Consider the following 18,611-nt stretch of genomic DNA (forward strand, 5'->3'; position numbering starts at 1 on the left):
ATGCCTCCGCTCAGGCATCGTACGTAACAATAGGTAGGGCGTACTCGACCATGGTTGAATTCCAAGCTGACACGTCGATATCGACCGAGGCGATCGCCATCGTCGGTATGTCCTGCCGACTGCCGCATGCGGAGAACCCCGCGCAACTGTGGCAGCTGCTGCGCGACGGCCGCAGTGCGATTGGCGCGCCCCCGGCAGGGCGCCCCGAACTGCCCTCCCGGCCGGGGGGCTATCTCGAGGACGTCAGCGGCTTTGATGCAGGCTTCTTCGGCATCAGTCCGCGTGAGGCGTCGTCGATGGACCCGCAGCAGCGGCTGATGCTTGAGCTCGCCTGGGAGGCCCTGGAGGACGCCAGGATCCTCCCGTCCGGTCTTGCCGACAGCCGGACCGGTGTCTTCGTCGGCGTCATTGCCGACGATTACGCTGCCCTCACGCGTCAGCACGGGGTCGAAGCCATCACCCGCCACACCCTGACCGGTCTCAACCGCGGCGTCATTGCCAACCGGATCTCCTACACCCTGGGTCTGCACGGACCGAGTGCGGCCGTGGACACCGGCCAGTCCTCCTCGCTGGTCGCGGTGCACCTGGCAGTCGAGAGCCTGCGCCGCGGCGAGTCCGCCATGGCCATCGCCGGCGGTGTCAACCTCAATGTGGTGCCGGACAGCACCATCGGCGCGGAGCGGTTCGGTGCACTTTCACCGGACGGTCTCAGCTTCACTTTCGACGCCAGGGCGAATGGATATGTGCGCGGTGAGGGCGGCGCGTTCGTGGTGCTCAAGCCGCTGCACGCCGCCATAGAGGACGGCGACCCGGTCTACTGCGTGCTGCACGGCAGCGCGATGAACAACGACGGGACGACCGAGGGTCTCACCGTACCGAGTCCGGCCGGCCAGCAGGACGTCCTGCGGCAGGCGTACGAGCGTGCCAAGGTGTCCGCGGAGCAGGTGCAGTACGTCGAACTGCACGGCACGGGTACCAAGGTGGGCGACCCGATCGAAGCGTCGGCCCTGGGCGCGGTGCTCGGCGACGGCCGCGTGGACGGGGCCGAGCTGCGGGTCGGTTCGGTGAAGACCAACGTCGGACACCTTGAGGGTGCCGCTGGCATCGTCGGCCTGCTGAAGGCGGCGCTCTGCATCCGTAACCGCGAGCTCGTGCCGAGCCTGAACTTCGAAACCCCCAACCCGGACATCCCGTTCGACGAGTTGAAGCTCGCCGTGCAGCGAAGCGTCGAGGCGTGGCCGCGGCCGGAGGAGCCGCTCTACGCAGGTGTCAGCTCGTTCGGCATGGGCGGTACGAACTGCCACGTCGTGCTTTCGGACTGGCGCACCGAGTGGGCGGCGGCGGAGGAGTTGCCCGGCGCCGAGTCCGGCTCGGGCGTGGTGCCGTGGGTGGTGTCGGGCAAGTCGGCTGAGGCCGTGGCCGGTCAGGCGGGGCGGCTGGCGTCGTTCCTGGAGGGGCGTCCGGGGCTGGACGTCGCGGCGGTGGGTCGTTCGCTCGCGGTGTCGCGTGCTCGTTTCGATCACCGTGCGGTGGTGGTGGGGGAGACGCGCGAGGAGCTTCTGGACGCTCTGCGGGCGTTGGCTGCGGGTGCGCCTGCGGCTGGTGTGGTGTCGGGTCGTGCGGTGCCGGATGGTCCGGTGGCGTTTCTGTTCTCGGGGCAGGGCAGTCAGCGTGTGGGTATGGGACGTGAGTTGTACGCGGCGGAGCCGGTGTTCGCGGCTGCGTTCGACGAGGTTGTCGGGGCGTTGGACGTCCACTTGGACCGTTCGCTCGCCGGGGTGATCGAGGGCGAGCCGGAGCTGCTTCAGCGGACGGTGTTCACTCAGCCGGCGTTGTTCGCGGTCGAGGTTGCCCTGTTCCGGCTGCTGTCTCATTACGGGGTGACCCCGGATTATCTGGTGGGTCATTCGGTGGGTGAGCTGGCGGCGGCCCATGTGGCGGGTGTGCTGTCGCTCGAGGACGCTGCGCGTTTGGTGTGTGCGCGGGCGCGTCTGATGGAGGGTGTTGCCGAGGGCGGCGCGATGGTTGCCCTGAACGCGGGCGGAGCGCGCGTTGCCGGGTGGCTCGAGGGGCGTTCCGGTGTGGATGTGGCCGGGTTCAACAGCCCTGCCGGCACCGTGATTTCGGGTGACGAGACGGCAGTGCTCGAAGTCCTGGAGCTGGCTCGCGGGGAGGGTGTGAAGGCGACGCGGCTGAAGGTGAGCCACGCTTTCCACTCCGCGCATCTGGACGGAATGCTGGCGGAGCTCACCGAGGTTGCACGGGAGTTGACCTATTCGGCTCCCCGGATTCCGGTGGTGTCGAATGTCACCGGTGAGGTGGTTGAGGAGTTCACTGCCGAGTACTGGGCTGTTCAGGCTCGTTCGGCGGTGCGGTTCGCCGATGGCATCGCCACGCTGGCGGGTCTGGGTGTGACGGCTTTTGTGGAGCTGGGTCCGGATGCGACGCTGGCGGGTCTTGCGGGCGAGTGCCTGGCCGATGCCGAGGGCATGGTCGTGGTTCCGGTGCTGCGCAGGGACCGGGCCGAGAAGCGTTCTCTGCTCGCCGCCCTGGGCGCTGTGCACGCGCATGGTGTGGAGGTGGACTGGGAGGGGTTCCTGCCGGGGTCGGGCTTGGTGGATCTGCCCACGTACGCCTTCCAGCGTGAGCCTTTCTGGCTGGATGGTCCGGCGATCGGGCCGGTCCAGGTCCGGACCGGTGCGGCAAGGCGGAGCGGTCCGAAGCGGTCCGTGCCGCGCGGTGATGAGCTGGAGCTGGTGCGTGCGCACGTGGCGGCAGTGCTCGGCCACGGATCGGCGCGCGACGTGGACATCGACACGACCTTCAAGGACCTGGGCTTCGACTCCCTCTCGGCCGTCGAGCTCCGGAACGCGCTGAACAGGGCCACCGGGCTCTCGCTGCCCTCCGGCCTCCTTTTCAACTACCCGACCCCGGCCGTACTCGCCGAACACCTCCGTGATGAGCTCCGCGGCCTGGACCAGGGCCAGGGCCAGGATGACGATGCGTACGAGGCCACAGCCCTTGACGAGCCGATCGCCATCGTGGGCATGGCATGCCGGCTGCCGGGAGGGGTCGCCTCTCCGGAGGACCTGTGGCGTCTGGTCAGCGGCGAGGTCGATGCGGTCGGCGGATTCCCGACCAACCGAGGCTGGGACCTTGATTCGCTCTTCACCACCGATCCGGACAGCCCCGGCAAGACCTACGCCACCAAAGGTGGTTTCCTGCACGATGCGGACCGGTTCGATGCCGAGTTCTTCGGCATCAGTCCCCGCGAGGCGGCGGCGATGGAGCCCCAGCAGCGGCTGCTGCTGGAGACGGCCTGGGAGGCCTTCGAGCAGGCGGGCATCGACCCCGCCGCACTGCGCGGCACCCGCACCGGTGTGTACGTGGGCGCGACGGCACAGGAGTACGGGCCACGGCTGCACGAACCGTCCGGCGGATACGACGGCTACCTGCTGACGGGCAACACCGCCAGTGTGGCCTCGGGCCGGCTGGCCTACACCTTCGGACTGCAGGGCCCGGCGGTGACGGTCGACACCGCCTGCTCGTCCTCGCTCGTCGCGCTCCACCTCGCCGCGCAGTCGCTGCGCCAGGGCGAGTCCTCCGTGGCCATCGCCGGCGGTGTGTCCGTCATGGCTACGCCCGGCATGTTCGTGGAGTTCTCCCGGCAGCGCGGGCTGTCGCCGGACGGGCGTTGCAAGGCGTTCTCGTCGTCGGCGGACGGTACGGGCTGGGCCGAGGGCGTGGGTCTGCTGGTGCTGGAGCGGCTGTCGGACGCGGAGCGCAACGGGCACCAGGTGCTCGCGGTGATCCGTGGTTCCGCCGTGAACCAGGATGGTGCGAGCAACGGTCTGACGGCCCCGAACGGGCCTTCGCAGGAGCGGGTCATCCGCGCCGCGCTGGCCAACGCCCGCCTGTCGGCGTCCGAGGTGGACGCGGTGGAGGCGCACGGCACGGGCACCAAGCTCGGCGACCCGATCGAGGCGCAGGCGCTGCTGGCCACCTACGGCCAGGACCGCGAAGAGCCGCTTCGACTCGGCTCGCTGAAGTCGAACATCGGTCACACGCAGGCCGCGGCGGGTGTCGCGGGCGTGATCAAGATGGTCATGGCCATGCGTAACGGGGTTCTCCCGGCGACGCTGCACGTGGACGAGCCGACCTCGCACGTCGATTGGTCGGCCGGTGCGGTGGAGCTGCTGACGCAGGCCCAGGAGTGGCCGGAGCTCGACCGTCCGCGCCGGGCGGGCATCTCGTCCTTCGGCATCAGCGGTACCAACGCACACCTCATCGTCGAGCAGGTCACGGAGATCGAAGCTCCGGTGGAGGAGCTGTCGGTGTCGGGTCCGGTGCCGTGGGTGGTGTCGGGCAAGTCGGGGGCTGCTCTGTCGGAGCAGGCGGATCGGCTGGTGTCGTTCCTGGAGGAGCGGCCGGAGCTGGACGTCGTGGCCGTGGGCCGTTCGTTGGCCGCATCGCGTGCTCGTTTCGATCACCGTGCGGTGGTCGTGGGGGAGACCCGTGAGGAACTCCTGGACGCCCTGCGGGCGCTGACCCCGGGCGAGGCCGTCTCGGCGGGTCCGGTGGCGTTCCTGTTCTCGGGGCAGGGCAGTCAGCGTGTGGGTATGGGACGTGAGTTGTACGCGGCGGAGCCGGTGTTCGCTGCTGCGTTCGACGAGGTTGTCGGGGCGTTGGACGTCCACTTGGACCGTTCGCTCGCCGGGGTGATCGAGGGCGAGCCGGAGCTGCTTCAGCGGACGGTGTTCACTCAGCCGGCGTTGTTCGCGGTCGAGGTTGCCCTGTTCCGGCTGCTGTCTCATTACGGGGTGACCCCGGATTATCTGGTGGGTCATTCGGTGGGTGAGCTGGCGGCGGCCCATGTGGCGGGTGTGCTGTCGCTTGAGGACGCTGCGCGTTTGGTGTGTGCGCGGGCGCGTCTGATGGAGGGTGTTGCCGAGGGCGGCGCGATGGTCGCCCTGAACGCGGGCGGAGCGCGCGTTGCCGGGTGGCTCGAGGGTCGTTCCGGTGTGGATGTGGCCGGGTTCAACAGCCCTGCCGGCACCGTGATTTCGGGTGACGAGACGGCAGTGCTCGAAGTCCTGGAGCTGGCTCGCGGGGAGGGTGTGAAGGCGACGCGGCTGAAGGTGAGCCACGCTTTCCACTCCGCGCACCTGGACGGAATGCTGGCGGAGCTCACTGAGGTTGCACGGGAGTTGACCTATTCGGCTCCCCGGATCCCGGTGGTGTCGAATGTCACCGGTGAGGTGGTCGAGGAGTTCACTGCCGAGTACTGGGCTGTTCAGGCCCGTTCGGCGGTCCGTTTCGCCGATGGCATCGCCACGCTGGCCGGTCTTGGTGTGACGGCGTTCGTGGAGCTGGGTCCCGACGGGACGCTCGCGGGTCTGACGGGCGAGTGCCTGGCCGACACCGAGGGCATCGTCGTGGTTCCGGTGCTGCGCAAGGACCGGGCCGAGAAGCGTTCCCTCCTCGCCGCCCTGGGCGCTGTGCACGCACATGGTGTGGGTGTGGACTGGGAGGGGTTCCTGCCGGGTTCCGGTGTGGTGGAGCTGCCGACGTATGCGTTCCAGCGTGAGCGTTTCTGGTTGGACGCGCCGCGTTCCGGTGATGCGGCGGGTCTGGGTCTGACGGCTGTGGATCATCCGTTGTTGGCTGCGTTGATCACGGAGCCTGATGGTGATGCGGTGCAGTTCTCGGCCTCGGTGTCGTTGTCTTCGCATCCGTGGCTGGCCGATCACGCGATCGGTGGGACGGTCCTGGTTCCGGGGACGGTGTTCCTGGAGCTCGCGGGCACCGCGGCCGAGCAGCTGGGTTACGCCACCGTCGAGGAACTCACCCTCCAGGCACCCCTGATCCTCTCGGAGAAGACGGGCGCTCAGCTGCGGCTGACCGTCGACCGGGCCGACGCGCGCGGCGATCGTCAGTTCACCGTGTACTCGCGGACCGGCGAAGAGCAGTGGACCGCCCACGCGGCCGGCCTGCTCACGTCCTCCGTCCCCTCGCCGGGCGTTTCCCTGGACCAGTGGCCCCCGGCCGGTGGCACCCCCATCCCGCTGGACGGCGTCTACGACCGCCTCGACGACTTGGGCTACGGCTACGGGCCGGCCTTCCACGGCCTGCGCGCCGCCTGGCGCGCCGGCGACGACCTCTTCGCCGAGGTCGTCCTGCCCGACCAGCTCCACCCCGAAGCCGCGCGCTTCGGCGTGCACCCCGCCGTCCTCGACGCGGTTCTGCATCCGCTCGTGCTGGAGGCCGCGGCCTCGGCGCAGGACGACAGCACGATCCGTCTGCCGTTCTCGTTCTCGGGCTTCGTGCTGCACGCGGTCGGTGCCACGGTGCTGCGCGTCCGCTGGACCCGTACCGGCCAGGACACGGCCCGTCTCGCACTCGCCGACGGCGCCGGCGCTCCGGTGGCGGCGATCGAGTCGGCCACCCTGCGGCCGATCGCCCGTGATCAGCTCGCCGTTGCCGGCCCGGCCGTGGAGTCCCTGTACCGGGTGGCCTGGGAGGCCGTCCCGGCGGCCGAGCCGGTCGCCGACCAGCGGTGGGTCCGGCTGGGCGAGGCGCCCTACGCCGACCTCGCCGCGCTCGGCGCCGCGGTCGACGACGGATCTGCCGTACCGGAGTTCGTGGTGATCGGCGAGCAGGAGCTCGTCGTCGGCACCACCGGTGATGTACTCGACCAGACCCACGCCACGGCGGCGCGCGGGCTGGAGGCGGTGCGGGAATGGCTGGCCGCCCCGCAGTTCGCGGAGAGCCGCCTCGTCCTCGTCGTACCGGACGGCGCGCTGCACACGGCCCCGCTCGTGGGCCTGATCCGTACTGCGCAGACCGAGCAGCCCGGCCGACTGGTCCTCGCCCACGTGGATGAGGATGGTCCGGAGCTGCTGCCTGCCGTGCTGGCTTCGGGCGAGCCCGAGGTGGCGGTGCGGGGCGGCGGGTTGTTCGTGCCGCGTCTGGCGCGTGCCGCGGGTGCCGTGGCGGGTGCGGTGGAGGGTCTGGATCCGGAGGGTACGGTCCTGGTGACCGGTGCTCTGGGTACGTTGGGCCGTCTGGTGGCGCGTCGGCTGGTGACGCATCACGGTGCGCGGCACCTGCTGTTGGTGTCGCGTCGTGGTGGTGAGACCCCGGGTGCCGCCGAGTTCGTGGCGGAGCTGGCGGAGTTGGGTGCGCGGGCTCGGGTGGCGGCGTGCGACGTGTCGGACTTCGACGCGCTGGCGGGTCTGCTGGACGAGGTGGCGATCGAGCGTCCGCTGACTGCCGTGGTGCATACGGCGGGTGTCCTGGACGACGCGACGGTCGCCTCGCTGTCGGCCGGTCATCTGGAGCGGGTGATGCGTCCGAAGGTGGACGCGGCCTGGAACCTCCACCGCCTCACCGAGTCCCTCGGCCTTGCCTCGTTCGTCATGTTCTCGTCCATCGCGGGTCTCATGGGCAACGCCGGCCAGGCCAACTACGCGGCAGCGAACACCTTCCTCGACGCCCTCGCGCAGCACCGCCGCGCCCGGAACCTGCCCGCCACCTCCCTCGCGTGGAGCCTGTGGGACAGCGCCGACGGCATGGCCGGAACCCTCGCCGACGCCGACGTCGCGCGGTGGAAGCGGAGCGGAATCGTCCCGCTGGCCCCGGAACTGGGTCTCGATCTGTTCGACGCGGCGCTCGCCTCGGCGGAGCCGCTGCTGGTCCCCGCCGAACTCGACCTGGGCGCCCTGCGCGCCCGGGCCCAGGAGAACGCGCTCCCCGAGCTGTTCACCGGCCTGGTCCGCGGCCGCCGCCGGCAGGCGGCCGGCGCCGCCATCGGCGCCGACTCGTCATGGGTCCAGAGGCTGACCGCGCTGGCCGCGGAGGAGCGGGCGCAGGCCGTACTCCAGACCGTACGGGAGACCGTGGGGCTGGTTCTCGGGCACGGGGCCGACGCCGACATCGACCCGGCCAAGGCATTCAAGGACACCGGCTTCGACTCCCTCACGGGTGTCGAACTGCGCAACCGGCTCAACTCGGTGACCGGGCTGCGACTGCCCACCACCCTCGTGTTCGACCACCCGTCGCCCCAGGCGGTGGCGGACTTCCTGCTGGACCGGCTCGGCGCGACCGGAACGGCTGTCGTCCCCTCGACGGCCGCCCACGCCCCGGGACTGGACGAGCCGATCGCCGTGGTCGGTATGGGGTGCCGCTACCCGGGCGGGGTCTCCTCGCCGGAGGACCTGTGGCGGCTCGTGGCGGAGGGCCGGGACGCGATCGACGAGTTCCCGTCCGACCGCGGCTGGGACGTGGAAGGCCTCTTCGACCCGGACCCCGAGAAGATCGGCAAGTCGTACACGCGCAAGGGCGGATTCCTCCACGAGGCAGCGGAGTTCGATGCCGAGTTCTTCGGTCTGAGTCCGCGCGAGGCGATCGCGACCGACCCGCAGCAGCGTGTGCTGCTGGAGGTCGCGTGGGAGGCGCTGGAGCGTGCGGGAGTCGACCCCGCCTCGCTGCGCGGTTCCTCGACCGGTGTCTACGCGGGTGTGATGTACAACGACTACGGGTCGAGGCTGGGGAGCGCTCCGGAGGGCTTCGAGGGGCACTTGCTGACGGGCACGATCTCGAGCGTCCTGTCGGGCCGGGTGGCTTACACGTTCGGTTTTGAGGGGCCGGCGGTGACGCTGGACACGGCGTGTTCCTCGTCGCTGGTGGCGGTGCACCTGGCCGCTCAGGCGCTGCGCCAGGGCGAGTGCTCGATGGCACTCGCCGGCGGTGTCACCGTGATGTCCACGCCGACGACCTTTGTCGAGTTCTCGCGTCAGCGTGGTCTGTCGCCGGACGGGACCTGCAAGTCGTTCGCGGCTTCGGCGGACGGTACGGGTTGGGGCGAGGGCGCGGGCATGCTGGTGCTGGAGCGTCTGTCGGACGCTCAGCGGCTCGGGCACAACATCCTTGGTGTGATCCGTGGGTCCGCGGTCAACCAGGACGGTGCGAGCAACGGCCTCACCGCCCCCAACGGGCCCTCGCAGGAACGCGTCATCCGCCAGGCCCTCGCCAACGCCCGCCTCGCTCCGCACGAGGTGGACGCGGTCGAGGCGCACGGCACCGGTACCCGGCTCGGTGACCCGATCGAGGCCAACGCGCTGCTGGCCACCTACGGCCAGGACCGCGAGGAGCCGCTGCGTCTGGGATCGATCAAGTCGAACATCGGTCACACGCAGGCTGCCGCGGGTGTCGCGGGCATCATCAAGATGCTGATGGCGATGCGCAACGGGGAGCTTCCGGCGACGCTGCACGTGGACGAGCCGACGCCGCACGTCGACTGGTCGACGGGTGCGGTGGAGCTGGTCACCGAGCGTCGGGCGTGGCCGGAGGTGGCGCGTCCGCGTCGCGCGGCCGTGTCCTCGTTCGGTATCAGTGGTACGAACGCGCATGTGGTCCTGGAGCAGGGCCCGGAGCCGGTCGTGGCCGGTGAGCCGGTGGTGGCGGGGCTTCCGCTGGTGGTCTCGGCGAAGAGCGAGGCGGCCCTGGCGGCGCGTGCCGGCCAGGTGCGTGAGCTGCTGGCCTCGGAGGGCGTCGACCCGGCGCGGGTGGCTTCGGCTCTCGCGACCCGGGTCCCGCACCTGCCCTTCCGGGCGACGGTTTCGGGCGCCGGCCGGGACGAGCTGTTGGCGGGTCTTGAGGCGCTGGCCTCGGGTGGGTCCGCGGCAAACCTGGTGCAGGGCACGGTCACGGGCTCGGGCTCGGGCAAGACGGTGTTCGTGTTCCCGGGGCAGGGTTCGCAGTGGCAGGGCATGGCCCTGGAACTCTTCGACTCCTCCCCGGTGTTCGCCGCCCGGCTCGTGGAGTGCGAGCGGGCGTTGGCGCCGTTCACGGACTGGTCGCTGCTGGACGTCCTGCGCGGTGTGGAAGGTGCGCCCGGTTTCGACCGGGTGGAGGTGGTGCAGCCCGCGCTGTGGGCGGTGATGGTGTCCCTGGCCGCGTTGTGGCGTTCGGTGGGCATCGAGCCGGACGCGGTGATCGGTCACTCGCAGGGTGAGATCGCGGCGGCCGCGGTGTCGGGGGCGCTGTCGCTGGACGACGCGGCGAAGGTCGTGGCCTTGCGCAGCCGGGCGATCGTGAAGCTGGCGGGTACGGGCGGGATGGTCTCGGTGGCCCTGCCGGCCGACGAGGTCCGCGAGCTCATCACCCGTTGGGACGGCGCCATCGACATCGCCGCACACAACGGCCCGCGTTCCGTGGTGGTCGCCGGAGAGGTGACCGCTCTTGAGGAGATGGTCGCCTACTGCAAGGACAACAAGATGCGCGCCAAGCGCATCCCGGTCGACTACGCCTCCCATTCCGCGCACGTCGAAAGCCTGCGGGACGAGCTTCTCGACGCCCTGTCCTCGCTCACCCCGCGCGCCGTCGAGGTGCCCTTCCTCTCCACCGTCACCGGGCAGCCGCTGGACGGCACGGAGCTCGACGGCGCGTACTGGTTCCGCAACCTCCGCCAGACCGTCCAGCTGGAGGAGGCCACCCGGACCCTGCTCGACCAGGGCCACCGCGTCTTCATCGAGGCCAGCGCCCACCCGGTGCTGACCATCGCGCTCCAGGAGACGATCGACGACACGTCGTACGACAGCGCCGTCACCGTGCCCTCGCTCCACCGTGACGAGGGTGGACTCGACGACTTCCTCGCCTCCGCGGCGCAGGCCCACGTCTCGGGCGCCCCGCTCGACTGGGCGGCCGTGGTCGGCGGACCCGGCGCGGTCGTCGACCTGCCGACCTACCCCTTCCAGCGCCGGCGCCACTGGCTGGAGGGCCCGGCACCGGCCGGGGACGCGGGCGGGCTCGGCATGGCCGCCGAGCGGCACCCGCTCATCGGCGCCGCGCTCTGGATGGCCGACGAGGACAAGCTGGTCCTGAGCAGCAGGATCGCCCTGAACACGCAGCCCTGGCTGGCGGACCACGCCGTGGCCGGCACCGTGCTGCTCCCCGGTACCGCCTTCGTGGACCTCGCCATCCGGGCGGGTGACCACACGGGCCTCGACCAGCTCGACGAGCTGACCCTCCAGGCACCGCTGGTGCTGGCCGGCCGCGGCGGAGTACAGCTCCAGGTCGTGGTCGACGCTCCGGACGAGGAGGGCCGGCGCGCGCTGTCGGTCCACTCCCGCCCGGAGCCCGAGTCCGACGACGCCGCGATCCACCCGTGGACCCTGCACGCCACCGGCGTACTGGGGCACGCGGAAGGACGTGCGGACGTACCGGCCGACACCGCCTGGCCCCCGGCCGGCGCCGAGCCGGTCGACCTGACGGCGGCGTACGACACGCTCGCCGAGCGGGGCTTCCAGTACGGACCCGCCTTCCAGGGCCTGCGGGCGCTGTGGCGCGCCGGCCAGGAGACGTTCGCCGAGGTCGCGCTCCCGAAGGACGTCCCCCTGGGCGAGTTCGGGATCCACCCGGCCCTCCTCGACGCCGCCCTGCACCCGCTGGCGCTCGCGGAGGACGGCCGCCTGGTGCTGCCCTTCGCCTGGACCGGCGTTCGGCTGCACGCGGTGAACGCCAGCGTGCTGCGCGTACGGATCACCCCGGAAGGCTCGGGTGCCGCCCTGTCCCTCGCCGACGCGAGCGGTGCGCCGATCGCGTCGGTGAAGACGCTCGGCCTGCGGGCCGTGGACCCCGCGCAGCTGGCCGGCTCGGACACCCCCCGCCAGCCGCTGCTCCAGGTGGAGTGGACGACCGCCCCGGAGGCCGCCCCGGCCGCCGGATGGGCCGTCCTCGACGACTCCGGCCACGGTCTGCCCGCTCCTCTGGGCAGCTACTCGGACCTCGCCGGCATCGTCGGAACCCCGCCGCTCGTCGTGGTCCCCTTCCCCGGCGAGGACGGTCCCGGCGCCGTGGCACACCGGGCCCTGCGGCTGGCCCAGGAGTGGCTCGCCGAGGAGCGGTTCGCCGACTCGCGCCTGGTGTTCATGACCCGTGACGCGACCACCGCCCGCACGGAGGCCGGACTCGGCTCGGCTCCCGTCTGGGGGCTGGTGCGTAGCGCCATGGCCGAGAACCCCGACCGGTTCGGCCTGCTGGACCTGACGGACTGGGACCTCTCCGAGGCCGAGCTCGGCCGTGCGCTGGCCGTACCGGAGGCGCAGGTGAGCCTGCGGGACGGGGCACTGCTCGTACCGCGGCTGGTCAAGTCGCCCACGACGGGCGACACCGTGCCCGCCCTGAACCCCGAGGGCACCGTGCTCGTCACGGGCGCCACCGGCACCCTGGGCCGGCTGTTCGCCCGCCACCTCGTCGCCGAACACGGCGTACGGCACCTGCTGCTGGCGAGCCGCCGCGGCCGGGACGCGGCGGGCATGCTGGAGCTGGAGGCCGAACTCACGGCCCACGGAGCCGACGTGTCCGTGGTCGCCTGTGACACGGCCGACCGCATGGCGGTCGCCGCGATGCTGGACGCGATCCCCTCGGAGCACCCGCTCACCGCGGTCCTGCACACCGCCGGCGTCCTCGACGACGGCACGCTGCACGCCCTCACGGCCGAGCAGCTCGACACCGTACTGCGTCCCAAGGTCGATGCCGCCCGGCACCTGCACGAGCTGACGGCCGACCTGGAGCTGGACGCGTTCGTCCTGTTCTCCTCGCTGGCCGGCACGGTCGGCACCGCGGGACAGGCCAACTACGCCGCGGCCAACACCTATCTGGACGCCCTCGCGCACCACCGCCAGGCCCTGGGCCTGCCCGGTACGTCGCTGGCCTGGGGCCTGTGGGCCGAGGGCAGCGGGATGACCGGTCACCTGACCGACGCCGACCTCGCCCGCATGTCCCGGGGCGGCATCGCCCCGATCGGCAGCGAGCAGGGGCTGGCGCTGTTCGACGCGGCCCTCGCGACCCGCCGGCCGGTGCTCGTTCCGGCGCTGCTGGACCACACCGGACTGCGGGCGCAGAGCGAGGACGGCACGCTGCCCGCGCTCTTCCACGGCCTGGTGCGTCCGGCGCGGCGCGCCGCCGTCGGCGAGCAGGCGGGCGGGAACTCCCTCCAGGAACGCCTGGCGCTCCTGACCCCCCAGGACCAGGAGCGCGCGCTGCTGGAACTGGTTCGCGGCGTGGTGGCCTCCGTACTGGGGCACACCGACGCCGGCCAGGTCGCGCCCGACCGGGCCTTCAACGAGCTGGGCTTCGACTCGCTCAAGGCGGTGGAACTGCGCAACCGGCTGAACGCGGCCGCAGGTACGAAGCTGCCCCCGACGCTGGTCTTCGACTACCCGAGCACGGTCGAGCTGGCCGGCTTCCTGCGGACCGAACTGCTCGGCTCGGCCGCCGCGGTGGCCGAGGCCGAACCGGTCGTCGGCGCCTCCGACGAGCCGATCGCGATCGTCGCGATGGCCTGCCGCTACCCGGGCGAGGTCAGCTCCCCGGAGGAGCTGTGGGCGCTGCTGTCCGACGAGCGGGACGCCATCGGCCCGTTCCCGGACGACCGCGGCTGGGACCTGGACGGCCTGTACGACACGGACCCCGACCACGTGGGCACCTCGTACACCCGGCACGGCGGATTCCTCTACGAGGCTCCGCAGTTCGACCCCGAGCTCTTCGGGGTGAGCGCACGGGAGGCCACGGCCATCGACCCGCAGCAGCGCCTGCTGCTGGAAATCTGCTGGGAGGCCTTCGAGCGCGCGGGCATCGACCCGACCTCTCTCAAGGGCAGCCAGACCGGTGTGTTCGCCGGTGTCATGGCCAACGACTACGCGGCGCGCCTGAAGGACGCCCCCGAGGCATTGGAGGGCTACCTGGCGGTCGGCAGCACGGTCAGTGTCGCCTCCGGCCGCGTCGCCTACACCTTCGGCCTGCAGGGACCGGCGATCACCGTCGACACCGCCTGCTCCTCCTCGCTCGTCTCCGTCCACCTCGCCGCCCAGGCGCTGCGGAACGGCGAGTGCGGGCTGGCCCTGGCCGGCGGCGTGACCGTACTGGCCGCGCCCACCCTGTTCGTGGAGTTCAGCCGGCAGCGCGGCCTGGCACCGGACGGCCGGTGCAAGGCCTTCTCCGCGCGGGCGGACGGGGCAGCCTGGGCCGAAGGCGCCGGAATCCTCCTGCTGGAGCGGCTCTCCGACGCCCAGCGCAACGGCCGCCGGATCCTCGGCGTGATCCGCGGAACCGCTGTCAACCAGGATGGTGCGAGCAACGGCCTCACCGCCCCCAACGGCCCCTCCCAGGAGCGGGTGATCCGCCAGGCCCTGACCAACGCGGGCCTGACCACCGCGGACGTGGACGCGCTGGAGGCCCACGGCACCGGCACCACGCTGGGCGACCCGATCGAGGCCCAGGCCGTACTCGCCACCTACGGGCAGGAGCGCCCGTCCCCCCTCCTGATGGGCTCCCTGAAGTCCAACATCGGACACTCCCAGGCCGCCTCCGGCGTGGCCGGCGTCATCAAGATGGTCATGGCGATGCAGCACGGGGTGCTTCCCAAGAGCCTTCACATCGACGCGCCCAGCCCGCACGTGGACTGGTCCGCCGGCGAGGTGGAACTGCTCACCGAGGCGGTGCCGTGGCCTGAGTCCGATCGGCCGCGCCGGGCAGGCGTGTCCTCCTTCGGCATCAGCGGTACCAATGCCCACGTCATCGTGGAGCAGCCGCCGACCGAGGGGACGGTCCCGCCGGCCGAGCCGATGCCGGTCGTGCCGCTGCTGCTGTCCGCGCACAACGACGCGGCCCTGCGGGCGCAGGCCGACCAGGTGGGCGCGGCCCTCGCCGGCACCGGGCAGCAGGACCTGGCACCGACGGGCCGGACCCTGGCCGTCGGACGGGCCGGACTGCCGCACCGCGCCGTGGTGGTGGCCTCCACCGCCACCGAAGCGGTCGACGGATGCGCGGCACTGCCCGTGCGGGGTACACCCGTGGACGGCCGTACGGCCTTCCTCTTCACCGGTCAGGGCAGCCAGCGGCTCGGCATGGGCCGGGAGCTGTACACCGCCTACCCCGCCTACGCCAAGGCCCTGGACGCCGTGTGCGAAGAGCTCGACCAGTGGCTGGAAACGCCGCTGCTCGACGTCCTCTTCGGTGAGGACCCGGCGCCGCTGGACCAGACCGGCTTCACGCAGGCCGCCCTGTTCGCGACCGGGGTCGCGCTCTTCCGGCTCCTCGAAGGCTGGGGCGTACGGCCGGACTTCCTCGCGGGCCACTCCATCGGTGAGCTGGCCGCCGCGCACGTCGCCGGCGTCCTCTCGCTGGCGGACGCGGCGCAGCTCGTCGCGGCCCGCGGCCGGCTGATGCAGGCACTGCCCGGCGGCGGCGCGATGCTCGCCGTGCAGGCCGGGGAGCAGGAGGTGCTGCCGCTGCTCGCCGGACGGGAGGACCTGCTGGGCATCGCCGCCGTCAACGGCCCCACCTCCGTGGTGCTCTCGGGCGACGCGGAAGCCGTCGAGGCCGTCGGAGCCGAACTCTCCGCCCAGGGACGCAAGACCAAGCGACTGCGCGTCAGCCACGCCTTCCACTCCCCGCACATGGACGCGATGCTGGACGAGTTCCGAACGGTCGCGAAGGGGCTCGCGTTCGCCGCGCCCACCATCCCGATCGTCTCCACCCTGACTGGGCAGCCGGTCGGCGCCGAGGAACTGACCACGCCCGAGTACTGGGTCCGGCACGTCCGCCGGCCCGTGCGCTTCCTGGACGCGGCACGCGCCCTGGAAGCCGAAGGCGTACGGACCTTCCTGGAGCTCGGCCCGGACGGCGTGCTCAGCGCGATGGGGCAGGACTTCCTCGACGCGGGATCGCTCCTGGTCCCGGTGCTGCGCGGCGGGCGCCACGAGCCGCACACCGCCGTCACCGCCCTGGCCCACGCCCACGTACGGGGCGTGCCGGTGGACTGGCGCGCACTGTTCGGCGAGAACGCCGGACCGGCCGCGGACCTGCCGACCTACCCCTTCCAGCGCCAGCGCTACTGGCTCACGGAGGGGCCCGGCGGCGACGTCACCTCAGCCGGACTCGACTCCGCACGGCACCCGCTGCTCGGGGCCGCGGTTCCGCTCGCCGACTCCGACGGTGTCCTGTTCACCGGCCGGATCTCGGCCCGCAGCCACGCCTGGTTCGCCGACCACGCCGTCGCCGGGACCCTGCTGGTCCCGGGCACGGCCCTGGTGGAGCTCGCGCTCCACGCGGGCGCCGCACTCGGCTGCGAGCGGCTGGAGGAACTCGCCCTCCAGGCACCCCTGGTCCTTCCCGACGAGGGCGCGCTCCAGCTCCAGATCACCGTCGGCGGCCCCGACGGAGAAGGCCGCAGGTCCGTCGCCGTCCACTCGCGCGGGGACCAGGAAGGCGACGTCTGGAACCGGCACGCCACCGGAACCGTGGTGGCCGCCGTACCCGGCGGCCCCGAACCCGACCTCGCGTCCTGGCCTCCGGCAGGCGCCGAGACCCAGCCGGTCGAGGACCTGTACGACCGCCTCGCCGACCAGGGCTACGGCTACGGCCCCGCCTTCCAGGGCCTCCAGGCGGCATGGCGTTCGGGCGACGACCTCTACGCCGAGGTACGGCTGTCCGTCGACGCTGATGGATTCGCCCTCCACCCGGCACTGTTCGACGCCGCGCTGCACGCACTGCTCCTGGAGGAGTCGGCCGAACTGCGGCTGCCCTTCTCCTTCGGCGGCGTCCAGCTGACCGGGTCCCGGACCGGCACCCTGCGGGTCAAGCTGTCACCCGGCCCGGACGGAACGGTCGCGGTCAGCATCGCCGACGAGACGGGCGCTCCGGTCGCCACCGTCGCATCGCTCGCCCTGCGGGCCCTGCCGGCGGGGACCGCACTGACCCGCCCCTCCGACCAGATCGTGTACGCGGTGGAGCGGGCCGGCGTGGAACTCCCCACCGGTGGCGACACGGCCATCGTGGTCCTCGGCGAGGCCGACCTCGGACTGGTCGCCGAGCACCACACCGACCTCGCCGACCTGGCCGCCTCGACGGCGGACGGCGCGGCCGCACCCGACGTGGTCGTCCTTCCGGTACGCCCGGCCGCTCCGCAGGAGACCGGCCGGGTCACGGAGGAGGTACTGGCGGTACTGCGGCAGTGGCTCGCCACCGACGCGCCGGCCGGAGCGCGGCTCGCCGTGGTCAGCACCGGGGAACTGGCGCACAGCGCACTCTCCGGGCTGATGCGGACCGCCGCGTCGGAACACCCGGGACGTTTCCAGCACGTGATCACGGACGGCCTGCCGGCCGGCCGCGAGCTGCTGGCCGCGGCCCTGTCCGACCCCCGACCGCAGCTCGAACTGCACGAGGGACAGGCCTACGTGACCCGGCTCGCCAAGGTCCCGCACCCGGTCCGGACCCCGGACGTCGAGGACGCGTTCGACCCGGAGCGTACGGTGCTGATCACCGGTGGCACGGGCGCACTCGGAGCCCAGGTCGCCCGGCACCTGGTGACCGGCCGCGGCGCCCGTCGCCTGCTGCTCACCAGCCGGCGGGGCGGGGCGGAGGACCTGGTCGCCGAACTGACGGCGCTCGGCGCGGACGTACGGGTCGCGGCATGCGACGCGGCCGACCGCGACGCGCTGGCCGGGCTGCTCGCCTCGATCCCGGACGAGCACCCGCTCACCGCGGTCGTGCACGCGGCCGGAGTCGTCGAGGACGCCACGCTGGAGGCCATGAGCCCGGAGAGCCTCTCCCGGGTCCTGCGGCCGAAGGTGGAAGCCGCCTGGAACCTGCACGAGCTGACCGCCGGACTGGAGCTGACGGACTTCGTCCTCTTCTCCTCCGTCGCCGGCCTGGTGGGCAACGCCGGACAGGCCAACTACGCCGCCGGCAACACCTTCCTGGACGCGCTCGCCGAACACCGGCGCGCCGAGGGCCTGCCCGCCGTGTCCCTCGCCTGGGGGATGTGGCAGGACGGCATGGCGAGCGACCTCGACCGTGCCGACCGGGCCAGGCTCGCACGCAACGGGATCCTGCCGATGCCGACCGACCGGGCACTCGCGGCCCTCGACACGGCCCTGGCCGGAGCCAGGGCGCCTCAAGCCGACGGCGAGGCGGGGACCCGACCGGTGCTCGCACCGGTGGCACTCGACCTCGCAGTACTGCGGAGCCTCGGGGACGCACTGCCCGAGCTGTACCGGGGCCTGGTGCGCACCGAGCGCCGAGCCGGCCGGCGCACCTCCGCTCCGGCGGAGATCCCGCTGGCCCAGCGGCTCACGGGCCTGAACGCGGAAGAGCAGCAGCAGCTGCTGCTCGACTTCGTCAGGGAACAGGTCGGCATCGTCCTGGCCCACCCGGCCCCGCGGACGATCGACGTCGAGCGCGGACTGCTGGACCTGGGCTTCGACTCGCTCACCGCCGTCGAACTGCGCAACAGGCTGAACACCCTCACCGGACTGCAGTTGCCCAGCACGCTCGTCTTCAACCACCCGACCACCCGAGCCGTCGCCGAGTACCTGCGGGGCGAGCTGGTCGGCGAAGTGGCGGACCCGATCCAGGCGGCCCTGGACGTACTCGAGGCCCGTCTCTGGGCCGCCGGCGCGTCGGACAGCGACGGACCGGCAGGAAGGTACACCGCGCGACTGCGCGGCCTGCTCCGGGCGATGGACGGCGGCACCGACGGCGCCGACCTCGACCTGGCGACCGACGACGAACTCTTCGCAGCACTTGACAACGAACTCGGCAGGTAG

The 18,611-nt window shown here is 72.1% G+C and carries 1 protein-coding gene; it reads left to right on the plus strand.

Annotation, left to right across the window (positions count from 1 at the left end):
• Nucleotides 1–50 precede the first annotated feature (50 nt).
• Nucleotides 51–18,611, plus strand: a complete 18,561-nt coding sequence (locus AQI88_RS23095; RefSeq protein WP_067002540.1) for a type I polyketide synthase — start codon at nt 51–53, stop codon at nt 18,609–18,611.

Origin of the sequence: Streptomyces cellostaticus (genome assembly GCF_001513965.1) — a bacterium.
Classification (GTDB): Bacteria; Actinomycetota; Actinomycetes; order Streptomycetales; family Streptomycetaceae; genus Streptomyces; species Streptomyces cellostaticus.

What these genes read in the sequence shown, in the direction of transcription:
- AQI88_RS23095 (WP_067002540.1), top strand. Translation starts at nt 51, where the DNA reads ATGGTTGAATTCCAAGCTGACACGTCGATATCGACCGAGGCGATCGCC.